The following is a 14,615-nucleotide window of genomic DNA, read 5'->3' as shown; positions in this document are numbered from 1 at the left end:
GGTTCGTCGCCAGCGAGGAACGCGTCATGTGCGCATAACCCCTCTAGCCGTCAAAAGATACGTATTTTCCCATTCAAGTTACGAATCCCGAGGATGTCAACGAATCGCGACGGCATTTCCTCATTCCTGCGGCTTTCAACTCCCCAACCCACGCAAACCCCCACAATCCTACCCACCCAACTTCTCCGATGGCGCCGATTTTGCCAAATATGCGGAAGCTTTACCGTCTGTCCCCCAGTCGACTGGACTAAATTCCCGGTAAACGCCGATGGAGAGGAAACGGAGACATTTGGCCCGTTCGCACTCGCATGGTGAAGACGAAGGATGCGTCTAATTAATAGCCTCTGCCTGATCGCATTCCCCCTCTGTGGAGCCATTCTTGCTTCGTGGGAGGTCCGTGCTGAGCCTGCGGAGACCCCGTATGGGATTCGGCCCGTCGTGCTCGTTGAAACGGCGGAGCCTGAGTTTGGACCGGTCGATCCTCCGCCGGATGAAATCGTTCCCCAAGGGGAAATCATCTCCGAGGATGACATCCTTCCCCCCGGCAAACGCTACGGCGAACTCTATCGCTCTGTCGCGAGCGGTCACGATCCCTTCAGCAGCATGACGCCTGAGCAATTGCAAACTTTGCTAGAGCGCCGACCGGCCGACTCCTACACGATTAACACCGGCTACCGCGATCCTGAAATCCAGACCAACGCCGAGCATCAAGTCAAACTGCCGGCCAACGTCGCCCAGGAACTCTTCGCCGAATATCCCGAAGTCGACACGATCTACGGCAGGCAGCGCCCTTGGGCGCCGTCGGTTGCGATGTGGGAAGCTCCTGCTTTCTATCATCGCCCGCTTTACTTCGAAGAAGTGAACTTAGAGCGTTATGGCAATCGCCATCGCGTCGTACAACCGGCGGTCTCGGCGGCTCACTTCTTCGCCAACACGCTGATCTTGCCCTACAAGATCGGCGTTAATCCGCCGTGCGAACGGATCTATACGCTGGGTCACTATCGCCCGGGCGACAACAATCCGCACGATCGACACGGACTCCCCTGGAGCTGGCGTGGAGCCGCCTACATGGGAACGTTCTATACCGGGGCCGCGTTCGTCCTGCCGTAAAGCGGATGCAGGCGGCGCTACAGTTCAAAACGAAAGTTGCCGCTGATCCACCGAGAGATCCGCTCTCCCACAGAGAGCGAGCGTCCCAGGACGATCGCTTTGCCGCGAGTTCCCGGCAAAAGAGTCGCCGGCAGCGAATCCAATTCGACCGTCGCTTGATAGGTTCGCTCGACCAGCGCCAATTCGCCGGATTCTCCCTGCTGGATCGCCACCTCGGCGCCTTGGGCCAGATTGCGCGGAGCGGCGAGCAGTTCGGCCCGCGAGATCTCAACGATTCGTCCCCGGATCGTACTGCCTGAGAGTCCGTCAAATAGCAGTTCGACCGCGTCTCCTGCGGCGATCAGATCGACATCTCGCTGATGGACGAGCAGTTGCGCCTCGATCCGATTGGTCGCGGCGACGATCGCCAGCGGTTCGCCGCGGCGAAGCAGCGCTCCGCGATTCGTCAGATCCAGCGGCGTTCCGCTCCACGAGGGAAGCTGGCGATCGCTACTAGGTTGTTCTACGCGTAGTGGAGGGGGAAAGACGATCCCATCGCTGGGCGCTCGAATGGTCAGCCGCTCGACGTCTCGATTCACCACCTCCAATTGCCGCTCTAAATCGGTCAGCACCGCGGCGGCCGCAGGAATTTGCGCCGCGGCGGTCGGATCATTGTTCAACTGCCGACGCAGGTTCTCGACATGCTGTCGCTGCTCGTCCAGATCGCCGGTTAACTCGACGCGCCGCAGTTCGATCTCCTCGTTCAATAGTTTAGCCAACGCCGCGCCGGCGACGACTCTTTCACCCGCTGCGACCGTCGACTCGATGCGACCTTCGACCGGAACATAAATCGTTTGCGAATCGGCCAACTGGGCCAAGATCGGCGCTTGCACGCGCGCCGCCCAACGGATTTGCAGCATCCCCAGCAGCAATAGACCGACGACAACTACCGCCGCCGCGAAACGTTTTCCTCGAAGTTCACGCATCGCCATCGGACGTTTCCACCACCTCGCTAAACCAATCGCCGGCTGCAACAGCAACCCGGCGAGCACCAGCATCACGACCGCATCGCCCAGCGGCGCCATGTCGTTCGCTTTTAACATTTTATAGACGAACCAGAGCAGAACTCCGATCACCATCGTGCGATAGGCGAGCGCCAGCACCGCATAGGTTCGCAGGAACGCCGGACTTGCGTCGAGCCGGATGTCACTGGTTGCGCGGCGTGTGAAAAAGTGCGCCAGCGGGCGTTGCAACGCTTCGCTCGCTTGTTGCGACAAATTCGGCACGTCAACCCAATCGGCGAACAAATAATATCCATCGTAGCGCATCAACGGATTGCCGTTGACTAGCACCGTGCTGACGCCGGCGATCAACATCACGCTCAAGCAGATCGACTGCACGATCCCCGGCTCACTGAAGTACCACAGCACCGCGCAGAGCGAAGCGATAATCAGCTCGACGTACATTCCCGCCGCCGAGACGAACATTCGCTTTTTACGCTCCGGCAGCAGCCAAGCATCCGATACATCGCAGTAGAGACAAGGGACAAACGCCAACAGCATGACGCCGATCTGATGACATTCGCCGCCAAAATGCTTACAGGCCAGTCCGTGTCCCAGCTCATGCAGAATTTTGACCAGCGCCAGCGCGAGCGTCATCCACAGCAGATTTTCACCCTGCAATAGCGACTGCGCACTCGGCATCCGGTCGAAGATCTCCTCGGCATGCAACAGCCCCAGCAACATCAGCACGCTTGCGAAGCTCAAGACCAACGCGACCGTCGTTCGTTGAAAGAGCCACGCGAAGTAGGGAGCGACCGCCGTCAGCGTTTGATCGAGATCGACGCCTGGTAAGCGAATCGAGAGAATCGAGAGCGGCGTCGTCGACCAGCGCCAAAGTCGTTGCTGATCGGCTCGCTGCAGTAGTTGCTGCGATTCGCCGGTCACGCCGCCGATCGCCAACCCACGCGAATGCAGCGAGTGACAGAACGAGGTGATCTCGATCGGGCGAATCTTCAGGGGAGCATATTCTTCTTGGTACGCCGTTTGAATTTCGGCGACCGACATCTGACCATTCAGACGCCGCATGATGAACATCTCGTGTTCGCCAAAGTAGAAATAGCGCAGCGCGACAGGGTCCTTCACTACGTACCGCGGCTCTAACGTCCCCTGCTGACGAACGATCTTCAGATCGGGGCGAACGCGAACTTGCAGCGATGCGGCCACGGCTTAGCTTCCCACTGCGACCTCTTCGGCCGCCTGATCGTCGGTGTTGTCGGTCACCGCCGCGTTGGAGATCGACATCTCGACTCGCAACCCGGGACGAAGTTTTAAGTCGACATTCTCGATCTCTACCCAAACGCGTACGTCGCCGCTGACCGGGTCGACTTCGGGATCGACAAAGGTCACCTTGCCGGGCGCTACCAACTCTGCGCTGCGCGGCAGCGTCACGCGAACGGTCGCCGAGCGACCTTGCAGCCCCAGCGCCGCTTCTTCACTCCGTACGAATCCTTCGGCTCGTAGTCGATCGATCCGTACGATCTTGACGACCGGATCGGCGATGTCGACCCATTCGCCGGCGCGACGAAAGACGCGAACTACCATCCCTTCGATCGGCGCGGCGATCTGATGCTTGGCCAATTTCTCGGCGGTAATCTCCGCTTCGGCTGATTTCAATTCGGCGGTCAGCTTGGCGATTGCCTGCTGTTCGCTCGACTGTTCAATCTCCAGGCGATTCTTCTCGACCAACAGTCGCAAGCGATCGAGTTCGGTATCGGTAACGGCGTTCGGAAAGGTCGCGATCGCGTCGAGCGCTCGTTGCAGCTCGGACTGAGAAACCTCCAATGATTTGCGGGAAAAGCGAATATTAACGTCGTTCGTCGCTTCGCGTTGGGCGATCGCTTGTTCGGAGCGTTTGACGCTCAGCTCCAACTCCATCTCTTTGGCGGCGACGTTGGCGATCACCTCTCCTCGCTCAACGAGCGAGCCTTCATGGACGTTGACTTTCTCCAGTGCGCCCGACTGCTGAGCCGGAACTTCGACCGTTTCAATAATTTTGAGCAGCGTCGCACTGACCGGTATGTCGTCTGCGTTGGCCGACGATACGGCTAGCGCCGCCAAGCAGAACGTCATCGAGAACAATCGCTTCATAGGGCTTCGTTACCAGAAAAGGCGGCGGCGAACCGCGTCGAACAGTTCGTGCGTCCAGACATAAGCCAAACTGCGCGTGCCGCAGTTGACGCGTCCCGCAACCGTCACGCCGGGGCGCAGAAAATCGACTTCCGCTTTGTCGAAGTGAGCCGTCAGCAGCGCCGCCGGCTCGTCGGTCTCGGTTCCAACTTCGATGACCTGCGAAATCTCGGCCAACGTCGCGGGATGCTTGACGCCGGGCTCGCTCACCAAGTGAAACGTGATCGGCAGCGGTTCGTCGGCTGCGGCCTGAGCGTTTAAAATATGTTTGGTGCGACGATCGGCGGCTTCTAATTTCAGCACCCAGGGACCGTCGACTTCGGCAACTTTCAGCAACGAGTCTCCCCGAGAAACCGGCCGAGACTGCAACGTCTCTGCGATATCCCAGCTTAAGATTTGGCCGGCGACAGGCGCGACTAGCGTCAACGCTTTCCCTTGCGCTTCCAGCAGCAGCAGTTGTTCTTGCAGGTTAGCGATCCGCCGGGTAAGGCGAATCTCGTCGGCCGAAAGCTTGTCGCGATCGGCGCTGCGACTGTTGCGACGATCGTCATCGCGACGAACGTTTTGCGTTCGTTCGACGCGCACCGCATCCAGCTCAGACTGGGCGGCGGAAAGCAGCCCCGCCGTTTCGGTTTGTCTCAGTTCCAAGTCAGGCGAACGCAACGTCGCGACCACCTGGCCGGCGGCGACCAGCTCGCCATGTTTCACCAGAATCTCATCGACATAACCGTCGAGCGGTGCGAACAGTTGCCGTTCGACCTCCGGCTGCAATTGCCCGCGGACGTCGATTTCAAACGGCGCCGGAATCCACCAGGTCGCCAATAGCGCTAATAGCACCGGCAGCACGTAGCGCATCGTTCGCGATAGTTTGCGCCAACCGAATTGGGCGAGCGTCGTACCGATCAGTTGCATGACGCCGCGAAGCGGAAGTCGCTCGTAGCGCTGCGCGTTGGCCAGAGCCAAAGTCGCCGACTCGGCCAGACTACGCGTGCGTGCGAGCAGGCGTTCTACTTCGGTCGATTCCAATTGCTCGACAATCATCACGCCGATCAGGATTCCGTCATTCGACGTCCGAGGTTCTGCGGCGGCGTCCTCCGTTTCGCGGACAAGCGGCACGGCGATCAACAGACGAGCAGGCGACTCTTCCAAGTAGTCGACCAGCGCCTCTTCGATTTGCGGCGGCAGATTTTCTCGATCGCCGCGAAAGATCAATGGTTGTCTTTGTTTGGCGACGGCGGTCGCCAAGCGTTCTAGCTTGCGGACGACAGCGGCGCGACGGTTGAGGACGTCCACGCCGCTGATCGCTTGGACCTGCGCCGCAGGTCCATCCCACTCGGCGACGCTGACCCGATCGGCGTCAAGCGCTTGTCGTGCGTCGTTGGCGATCCGGTAACAGGTCTGTTTGACGTCCAATTCGCGATGAACGTCGCGGGCAAAGTGAAGCTGATTCTTCCAGTTTTGTTCGGCGCCGGAAAAATCGGCCAGCAAACGCCGTTCTTGGAAGTGGATGGCGATTTCGCCAAATGCGTCCAACAGCCGAAGATGACCGTTTTGCGTCACGGCCGGCAGATCGGCCGGTTGATACAACACCAACAAACCAGTCGCCCGCGCGGCGGTGGTTAAAGGGGCGACCAACATCAAGCGGGCGGGACCGCCTGCCTGACCACCGCTAACGATGGTCGACGCCTTCGGTTTGCGGAGAGCCGCTTCTAGCGAGCACGCGTCGATTTCGATCGCCACATCCCGCTGGTGACCGGGATAGACTTTGTCAAAGCCTTGCTCAAACAGCGGCTGCAACCGCCGTGATCCTCCCCATTGCCAGATCGCGGCGCCGTGGGCGGAAGCGGCGAAGACTAACCGCGACAACAGTTCGGGCCAGAACTCTTCCGGCGCAGAGGCCCCCTCAGCCAGATCCGCGAGTTCGTCTAACAACGAATCAAGCTGCCGGCGAGCATCATCTGCTGTTCGAACGGAAATAGGAGTCTCGGAAGACATAGTCGGACTAAAAAGCGGCGCAAACGGCTGGACATCCTACCCAGGCCGGGGCCTCTTTGTGCGGCGGCGATCCTCGCTGCGCATCCGTTGCATGATAATGGTCGACCTTCGCTGGGGGCAAATCGAAGCGATCGACAAGTTCCAATATATTCACACATCGTCCCGCCAGACGACTCTTTCGTGATTCCGCGACCCAGGGTGCGACATTTGGTTACTACAACCGCTCTAACCCACCCAAACGGTACGTCTATCAGTAGGAAGCGAATCGCCGGGGGATGCATTTTCGCCCACGGCGTTTAGCGGATCCTACACTCCCGAAGATACATTGCATGCCGCTGTCAGCCCGCCAACCTCCATCCGTACTGCGAAAGCCGCCCTGATGTCCGGACTCAATCTGAAATCACTCGTCGGCAAACTGAATCCCGTCTGCCGAGGCGCTCTCGAATCTGCCGCGGGGCTCTGCCTATCGCGCACCAACTACAACATCGAGGTCGAACATTGGCTCACCAAGATCTTGGAAGCCCCGTTCACCGACCTGGAAGCAATCCTCAAGTACTACGAAATCGACCGCTCGCAGTTCACCTCAGAACTGACAAAAGCGATCGATCGCTTCAAAACCGGCAACGGCCGTCCGCCGAGCATTGCTCCGGCGATCGTCGATCTGGCTCGCGAAGCCTGGCTGTTGGCTTCGATCGAATACGGCGAACCCGAAGTACGCACCGGCCACATCTTGCTGGCCTTGCTAAGTGACGAAAATTCGTCGCGGGCGATCGTCGGCAGTTCGTCGGCGCTCGGCAAGATCTCGGTCGAATCGCTGAAACGTGAACTCCCCAGCATTATCGCCGAAACGGATGAAGCGACCAAAAAGCCTGAATCCAAAGATGCCGCGGCGACCGGCAAATCAGGCAAACCTTCCAAAACGCCGTCACTCGATCAATTTACGGTCGACCTGACAGAGCGAGCCAAAAGCGGCGCGATTGATCCGGTCCTCGGCCGCGATGACGAAATCCGCCAGATCGTCGACATCCTCTGTCGCCGTCGACAAAACAATCCCATCCTCACCGGCGAGGCCGGCGTGGGCAAAACGGCGGTCGTCGAAGGCTTCGCGCTCCGCATCGCCGCCGGCGACGTGCCGGAAGTGTTGGCCAACGTTTCGATCCGCACGCTCGATCTCGCCCTGTTGCAAGCAGGCGCCGGGGTTAAAGGTGAATTTGAAAACCGCTTGAAGTCGGTCATCGAGGAAGTCAAAAGCTCGCCCAAGCCGATCATTCTATTCATCGACGAAGCCCACACCATGATCGGCGCCGGCGGTCAGGCAGGCCAAGGAGACGCCGCCAACTTGCTGAAGCCGGCGCTCGCTCGCGGCGAATTACGCACGATCGCAGCGACCACTTGGGCCGAGTACAAAAAGTATTTTGAACGCGACGCTGCTCTAGCGCGACGTTTTCAAGTGGTGAAAGTCGAAGAGCCGAGCGAACCGAAATGCATGGACATGATGCGTGGTCTGGTTGCGACGCTCGAAAAGCATCACTCGGTCCGCATTTTGAACGAAGGAGTCGAAGCCGCCGTCAAACTGTCGAATCGCTACATCACCGGTCGGCAGCTTCCGGACAAAGCGGTCAGCTTGCTCGATACGACCTGTGCTCGGATCGGGCTGAGCCAGAACTCGACTCCGCCGGAGATCGAAGACTCGCATCGCCACATCGAACAGCTGACGACCGAGATCGTCATTCTCGAACGAGAAATGGCCGCCGGCGCCGATGATCACACGTCGACGATCGCCGATCTAGAAGCGACCCGCGATGTCGAGACCGAGCGTCTCGCCAAGCTCAACCAGCGCTGGGCGAATGAAAAAGAGCTGGTCTTCAAAATTCGCGACCTGCAAAAGCAACTGATCGAAGACGACGCGCTGCGCGGCGCCCCCGTCAAAGAAGGGGAAGAACCGCCGGTTCTGTTGACCGACGAAGAGCGGAGCGAGATTCGCACGCAAATCCAAACGACGCACGCCGAATTGGAAACCGCTCAAGGCGAAGATCCGCTCGTTCATGTCTGCTGCGACTCGGCCGCCGTCGCCGAAACCGTCGCCGCTTGGACCGGAATTCCGGTCGGCCGCATGGTCTCAAACGAGCTCAAAACGGTGATGAACCTCCAAGGTCTCATGGAAGAAGCGGTGGTGGGCCAAACGCACGCCATGCTGCAGATCGCCGAAAGCATTCGGACGTCGCGGGCTCACCTGGATGACCCGAGCCGCCCGATCGGCACTTTTTTGCTGGCCGGCACCAGCGGCGTCGGTAAGACCGAAACGGCGCTGACCTTGGCCAACTTGTTGTACGGCGGCGAGCAGAATCTGACCGTCATTAACATGTCGGAGTTCAAAGAAGAGCATAAAGTCTCCCTGTTGATGGGTTCGCCTCCCGGCTATGTCGGTTACGGAGAAGGAGGCGTGCTGACCGAAGCGGTGCGTCGCAAGCCGTACAGCGTGATCTTGCTCGACGAAATGGAGAAGGCGCACCCCGGCGTGCAGGACATCTTCTACCAAGTCTTTGACAAAGGTCATATGAAAGATGGCGAAGGTCGCGACATCGACTTCAAAAATACCGTGATCATCATGACGTCCAACGCCGGCACGGACCTGATCATGCACATGTGCCGCGACCCGCAACAACAACCGAGCCCAACGGTCTTGGGCGAAGCGCTGCACGAAGAATTGCTCAAGACGTTCAAGCCGGCGTTTCTCGGCCGTGTGAGCGTCATTCCCTACTTCCCCTTGGCCGACGACGTGATGAAGCAGATCGTCCGGCTGAAGCTGAAAAAAGTGGGCAAGCGCGTCAAAGAGAACTACAACGCCGCGTTCGAGTATACCGACCAACTGGTCGACGCGATCGCCGCGCGCTGCACCGAAGTTGACACCGGCGCTCGTAACGTCGACAAGATTTTGACCCGCACGCTGCTGCCGGAGCTCTCGTCCGAGTTCCTCGCGCGGATGGCCGACGGGGGAGAGATCGGCGGCGTCAATGTCACGGTCAACCAAACAGGCGACTTCGCTTACGAGATTTTGTAAGCCAAACAAGTCGCCAATCTTACGCACGTCGGGGGCGGTCACTCAGCAGGACCGCCCTCTTTTGGTTTCTTGACGACTCGAGATCGTTTCCAGCGAAGCATGGAACACGGCAACGGCACAGAGGAAGAACGGAAAGACACGGTCGGAAACTTCTCCGCACAAGCGTCGAATAAGCTCGTTCGGATCTTCCTGCGAAAAGCAAACCATTCCTAGTATTTGATCACGCGAGTTTTCGGCCTTTTCACACCGCTCTAGCTTCTCGTCGAACCTAGGCGGCTTCTAGGCGAACTCTCGCCTGCCGGATACCATTCATGATGCTTGTCTTCTCCGTTTCCCAGAATCTCGCAATATCCTAGTCTTCCACTGTCATGCCGACCTATCAACTTGAGCCGGATCTTACGGTCCCCGAATTTCAAGATCTGCTCGAGCGCTCTACCCTGGCCGAGCGTCGGATGGTCGATGATGCTTGTCTAGAAGGGATGTTGCGAGGCGCTGACATAATTGTCGCTGCTCGCGAGGGAGACTTGCTGGTCGGCATTTCCCGAGCGATCAGTGATTTCCACTATTGCACCTATCTGGCCGACCTAGCGGTCGACGTCGCCTATCAAAGGCAAGGGATTGGCAAGCAACTGATCCAGCAAACGCACGAAGCGGCAGGGCTCAATACGATGCTTATTTTGCTGTCGGCGCCGGATGCGGCCGACTTCTACCCTCACATCGGCATGGCGCAGCACCCATCCTGTTGGATTCAAATGGGGGAGTAACGCAGCGACGTTAGCGAGAAATCCAGAAGGCCGACGCGCCTGGCTCTTCGCCGCCGAAATCGATTTCCTGCTCGTTGGACGCTTCGCTGACCATCGGCGGCGAGTTCTCGGCGCCCAGCGGATTGTCCGCCGAGGCCTGTTGAACGCTCGGCGTCTCGCTTTTCTCTTGTCGCAGCGGATTCTCCGGCGTCGTGTCGGCTTCTGACGTCTCGGGGAAGGCCGGACCTTCAAAGATCGGCGTCGACTTATACGGCTTCTTCGACGGCTCGAGTGAGAAGTCGACCTTTTTTGGACGCCCGATCACCGCGTCGTTGATCACAAAATTGGTCAACGCATGCCGTTTGTTCAAGTCGCGTTGCAAAGCGTCGTTGTACGCTTTTTGCGGCCACGGGCCTTCAGCCATATAGATGTTGTTGTGCTCTAGCAGCGAGCCCTTCTCGTAATGCACGTTCTTGATCGCTTGGGCGTAGTCGACGCGGGCCTGATAAAACAAGATGTTGGCGTCGATCACGCGGCGCTGCGCTTCGAGCAGCAAGTCGAGCGGAGCAAAGCCGGCTTCGTGCGAAGCTTCGACGGCACGCTGCTGAGCATAGGCCGCTTCTCGCCGATTGAACTGGGCTTCCATCACCTGATGGGCGCGTTCGATCTCGCCGTAGGTGTTGCTCAGCCCGTACATGATGAAGTTTTCCTGCTCGCGCAGAATCGCCTTTTCGCGAGCAAGCGCCAACTCAGAGCTGCGTACCGCCGCATGTCCGCGGCGGAAGCCGATCGGCATGTCGAACTCGACCCCCATTTGATACTCTTGGAAGTCGCGGTCCATCATGCTTTGAATCGCGTTGTCGTATTGCGGCTGATCGTAGCCCCACAAGTCTTTACCGAAGCCGCGCAGCCGATAGCGAGCGACCAGGTCCAATTGCGGCTTCAGGAAGTTCTTGTTGGCGATCAACTCCAGCTCGCGCTGCTTGATGACCCACTTCTGGCGGCGAAGCTCTGGGCGACGCGCGACTGCTTCCAGTGCGATCGCGTCCCAGTCGAACTTCACCTGCGCCACGGGAGGATCATCGTCTGGACGCAGCAACTGCTGTCCGTTGATCTCGACGGCCATGATCACTCGCAGTCGGCGTTCCGAAACGCGAACGCCGCCGTTTTGGATGAACGTACCGCCGTTACTGCCGTAGTTGGTTTGCGTCCGCGGGGTCAAACGACCATGCAGCGCGTTGATCACTTCCGACTCGAAGCGATAATATTGCTCGCGCGCCTGACCTTCCTGATCGGCGGTCCGGCGACCTTGTCCGGCGTTGGCTTGAACGTTTTGCCAAACTCGCAGCGCGTTGTCACGCGCTTCCACTTTGGCGTCCAGATCGCGATACGCGTAGTAGAGATCCCAGTAGGCGTTTTCGGTATCGCTGACCAGATTGCGGACGGCGATCTCAAAGTCGGCCAAGCTGATGTCAGTACGCGTGCGAGCGACTAATACGCCGTTGGCGAAACCAGGTTCGCCGTTGGGACCGGCGATCCGGTTGTACATCACGCCGGCGCCTTGCAACAACGGTTGACGCCACTGGGCTTCGGCGTAGTTCGTCCAGGACTGGCCAAAGACAAACGGGTTGGTGATGAACGACGCTTCTTGATTGTTATTGTCGTATTGCGTGACGTTTCGCAAAGTGAACGTAGCGCCGGTAACGCTCTTCTTTTGCAGCGACATCTCGTAGTTGTTGTAGTCTTGCTTGAACAGGCCGTTCTGCCCGACCGTCACGTTGTTCACGCCGTAGTCGTTTTGTTCAAAATAGGCGCTGGCGCCGAAACTAGCGTCGAAAGCGCTCAACGCCGCTTCTTCACCAAAGCGGCCATCGGTGTAAGTACGGGCCGGATCGTAGATCGTCGCCAAAGCCGCCGGGCTGCGGAGTACGCCCCCCAGGTCTTTCATGACTTGCGAGTTCGCCAGCGCCGTTTCGACCGCTTCCTGCAGCGAGAGGTTCTTGTACTTCACTTCCCCGCTGACCGCCGTATCGGGCGACACCGGGACGCTGGGAAAACTGTCATCTTCACAAACGTTGCGCTCCGGGTCCTCGATCTTTAGACCGCGGCCCGCGTACTTCAGAATTAAGTCCTCTTCGTAGGCCGGCGGATCAGGACAATCATAGAGTCGCCAGCACTGCAACGAACAACCGTTGAGCGCAAGCGCGACGCAACCTAGCGTCGCAATGATCCATCGTGTCCAGCGATGCGGCATCGCCGTCCTTTCCTCGAGGCTTCCGACCAAGGGGATCCACGCGCCTCCCCTCTGCAGAGACCGCTTCGGCCGGTTGAGCCCGTCAGCACAACGCGCAACGTCTTCCGGCAGAAACAGAATCCATCGTTTGTCTTTTCGGCAAATGCGGCATACCTGCTCCACCAAACCCGCAATTTCGGATTCTTTCCCCAAATCCGCACCTTGCTAGCAACCGTCAGCATGCGGATAATCGCGCCCTCTACGGAGGAAAGGCAAGATCGGGCGAATTCTAACGCCTCTATTTTTGGCAGCGCCTGCGACAATTCGCCGCAGTTGCCAGCACTGCTTTCAGCAGTTAATCTCAATCAATTATTCGGATTGGAGGAATTAGGCGTGATGCTCGGCCTCGCCCAACGCGGCCAACGGATACTGCGAATAGCTCGCAGCAGCGTTCTCATGCGCCGGCATAGCCTGATCGCGATCCTGCTGATCGCCAACATTATCTTCCTGTCGTTCGGCGTTCGTTTTCACGGGACGGTGCTGCAGGACCTCTCGATTCCATTTCCCTGCCAAGGGGGAACATGCGGTTGTCGCGACGCATATACCTGCTGGAACAACTGCTGCTGCAATACGGCCGCAGAACGGCTGGCCTGGGCGAAAGCCAACGGCGTCACGCCGCCCAATAATGTCATGGCGCGATTGCTGCAAGAAGCGGCGCTAATCACTGCCGCTGGCAGTTGTGAAACGCCGAAGGTCGCTTCCTGCTGTGCGGCTAAGACAAAAAGTTGCTGCGCTACGCAGAGCGCCCCCTTGTGCAGTACGCCTACACCAGGAAGCTGTTGCGAAACAAAAACTACCCCCGCCCGACCGCAGCCCTATAAAGGTCCGTTCTTCACGGTCTCGCGCTGCGGCGGCTTGCCTGAGTTGTTTGCGATCTTCTCTAGCTCGGTTGTCGAAACGGTCGCTCCTTCGTGGAGCCCGCGACTAGAGTTCTGTGGCTATCTCTTGGCCTGCGACAAAGTGCCCGCGTCTATCTTTACGACGCCGGTAAGTCCACCGCCGGATGCGACTGCGGTTTAGTACGAATTTCGTTGGCTCCAACGAATCCGAACTATTCGATCGCCGGATGTGCTTGCGCATTTTGCTGCGCATGCGTTTTCTACCAATCGCAACCAGATCCCCTGAATTCAATCGACATGAAAATACGTCACGCATTTACCTTAGTCGAACTGCTGGTGGTGATCGCCATCATCGGCGTTTTGATCGCATTGCTACTGCCGGCCGTTCAACAGGCCCGCGAAGCGGCGAGACGAATGTCTTGCACGAACAACCTGAAGCAGTTGGGACTAGGGCTGCACAACTACGAATCGACGTTTACGGTCTTCCCGATGATGGGAACGGTCGACGTTGATTTCTCGGTACAGGCCCGCCTGCTCCCCTTTGTCGAACAAGCGAATCTGCAAGATCAACTTGATTTCTCACAGGATGCATTCACCGGAGGTTGGAGCGGCAAATCGCCAGCTCCGGAGTTCGTCACCGCATTTGAAACTCCCCTAGAATTGTTTCTTTGCCCCAGTGATCCGGCGCCGTCGCAAACCACAGCGAACGGATACACCTATGGCGGCAACAACTACATGGTCAGTTTCGGCAGCGGAACCGGAACCAACTATGACTTAAAAAAGAGAACCGACGGTATCGTCTATGAGAATTCGGCCGTTGGTTTCCGAGACATGACCGATGGAACGTCCAACACGGTCGTAATTAGCGAAACAGTTCGCAGCGTCGGTCCTGATATGACGCTCGCTTCTGGGGAGAAGCCGCCGTTTCCTTATCAGTTCACGCTCAACGGATCCTCCGGCGTCGACTCGGGCTCGCAGCCGGGACAAGGAATGACCGCTTCCGGCGGAGGCTGGAGCGGCTATACCAACGGCGACGGCGTGATCTTCAACCCAGACCTCTCCAGCTTTTGGACCGATTTCACCTCATGGCGCGGCGGCGAAAGTTCGGCGATCCGCGGGCGTGGGATGTCATGGGCGTTTTGCGGAGCGATCAACTCGCTCACCAATGGGTTCCATACGCCCAACAGTCGTATTCCTGACATCGTGACGCATTGGACCGGTTACTTCGCGCCGCGCAGTTTCCACTCCGGCGGCGCGAATGTCACGCTCGGCGACGGATCGGTTCGTTTCCTTCCCGACACGATCGACCTGACGACGCACCGGGGGCTGCACAGCACCAACGGCGGCGAAGTTCTCGGCGGATTCTAGGCGAACCCTTTCGCCTGCTCGCAAATTGCGGCTAGCGCG

General features: G+C 58.5%; 9 protein-coding genes. 5 read left to right on the top strand and 4 right to left on the bottom strand.

Annotated elements, in window-relative coordinates:
• Nucleotides 1–324: 324 nt before the first annotated feature.
• Nucleotides 325–1,110: a hypothetical protein gene (locus DSM3645_RS07065; RefSeq protein WP_131282307.1), complete on the top strand. Its 786-nt coding sequence runs from the start codon at nucleotides 325–327 to the stop codon at nucleotides 1,108–1,110.
• A gap of 17 nt (nucleotides 1,111–1,127) precedes the next feature.
• Here the strand turns inward: DSM3645_RS07065 and DSM3645_RS07060 are convergent, their stop codons facing one another.
• The 3 genes from DSM3645_RS07060 to DSM3645_RS07050 are packed head-to-tail and all read right to left on the bottom strand — an operon-like array spanning nucleotide 1,128 to nucleotide 6,209.
• Nucleotides 1,128–3,314 (bottom strand): HlyD family efflux transporter periplasmic adaptor subunit, encoded by a 2,187-nt coding sequence (locus DSM3645_RS07060; RefSeq protein ID WP_002651397.1) that lies wholly within the window; start codon nucleotides 3,312–3,314, stop codon nucleotides 1,128–1,130.
• A 3-nt stretch (nucleotides 3,315–3,317) separates the two neighbouring features.
• Nucleotides 3,318–4,238: an efflux RND transporter periplasmic adaptor subunit gene (locus DSM3645_RS07055; protein ID WP_002651396.1), complete on the bottom strand. Its 921-nt coding sequence runs from the start codon at nucleotides 4,236–4,238 to the stop codon at nucleotides 3,318–3,320.
• 9 nt (nucleotides 4,239–4,247) lie between these two features.
• On the bottom strand, nucleotides 4,248–6,209 hold the full coding sequence (locus DSM3645_RS07050; protein WP_002651395.1) for a GAF domain-containing protein: 1,962 nt from the start codon (nucleotides 6,207–6,209) through the stop codon (nucleotides 4,248–4,250).
• Between the two features lie 442 nt (nucleotides 6,210–6,651).
• Here DSM3645_RS07050 and tssH point away from each other — a divergent pair, with 442 nt between their 5' ends.
• Together tssH and DSM3645_RS07040 are read left to right on the top strand one after the other, a co-directional pair.
• A complete protein-coding gene (gene tssH / locus DSM3645_RS07045) occupies nucleotides 6,652–9,333 on the top strand; it encodes a type VI secretion system ATPase TssH (RefSeq protein ID WP_040351676.1) in 2,682 nt (893 codons plus the stop codon).
• Between the two features lie 368 nt (nucleotides 9,334–9,701).
• Entirely contained in the window at nucleotides 9,702–10,097 is a 396-nt protein-coding gene (locus DSM3645_RS07040) for a GNAT family N-acetyltransferase (RefSeq protein ID WP_002651392.1), read from the top strand.
• 10 nt (nucleotides 10,098–10,107) lie between these two features.
• Here DSM3645_RS07040 and DSM3645_RS07035 read toward each other — a convergent pair whose 3' ends face one another.
• Nucleotides 10,108–12,330: a TolC family protein gene (locus tag DSM3645_RS07035; protein WP_050769321.1), complete on the bottom strand. Its 2,223-nt coding sequence runs from the start codon at nucleotides 12,328–12,330 to the stop codon at nucleotides 10,108–10,110.
• A 375-nt stretch (nucleotides 12,331–12,705) separates the two neighbouring features.
• Between DSM3645_RS07035 and DSM3645_RS30200 the strand changes: the two genes are divergently transcribed.
• Both DSM3645_RS30200 and DSM3645_RS07030 read left to right on the top strand, forming a co-directional pair.
• Complete coding sequence (locus DSM3645_RS30200; protein WP_237564772.1) at nucleotides 12,706–13,389, top strand: hypothetical protein; 684 nt, start codon at nucleotides 12,706–12,708, stop codon at nucleotides 13,387–13,389.
• Nucleotides 13,390–13,505: 116 nt separating this feature from the next.
• Nucleotides 13,506–14,576, top strand: coding sequence for a DUF1559 family PulG-like putative transporter (locus DSM3645_RS07030; RefSeq protein ID WP_002651389.1), 1,071 nt, complete (start codon nucleotides 13,506–13,508; stop codon nucleotides 14,574–14,576).
• Nucleotides 14,577–14,615: the final 39 nt, after the last annotated feature.

Source organism: Blastopirellula marina DSM 3645 (assembly GCF_000153105.1).
GTDB lineage: Bacteria > Planctomycetota > Planctomycetia > Pirellulales > Pirellulaceae > Blastopirellula > Blastopirellula marina.
The sequence above is the reverse complement of the archived record's forward strand: the minus strand, read 5'-3'. Positions and strand labels throughout refer to the sequence as shown.

Coding starts and splice junctions, on each gene's coding strand:
- DSM3645_RS07055 (WP_002651396.1), bottom strand. CDS start 4,238: ATGAAGCGATTGTTCTCGATGACGTTCTGCTTGGCGGCGCTAGCCGTA.
- DSM3645_RS30200 (WP_237564772.1), top strand. CDS start 12,706: ATGCTCGGCCTCGCCCAACGCGGCCAACGGATACTGCGAATAGCTCGC.
- DSM3645_RS07065 (WP_131282307.1), top strand. CDS start 325: ATGCGTCTAATTAATAGCCTCTGCCTGATCGCATTCCCCCTCTGTGGA.
- DSM3645_RS07040 (WP_002651392.1), top strand. CDS start 9,702: ATGCCGACCTATCAACTTGAGCCGGATCTTACGGTCCCCGAATTTCAA.
- DSM3645_RS07030 (WP_002651389.1), top strand. CDS start 13,506: ATGAAAATACGTCACGCATTTACCTTAGTCGAACTGCTGGTGGTGATC.
- DSM3645_RS07035 (WP_050769321.1), bottom strand. CDS start 12,330: ATGCCGCATCGCTGGACACGATGGATCATTGCGACGCTAGGTTGCGTC.
- tssH (WP_040351676.1), top strand. CDS start 6,652: ATGTCCGGACTCAATCTGAAATCACTCGTCGGCAAACTGAATCCCGTC.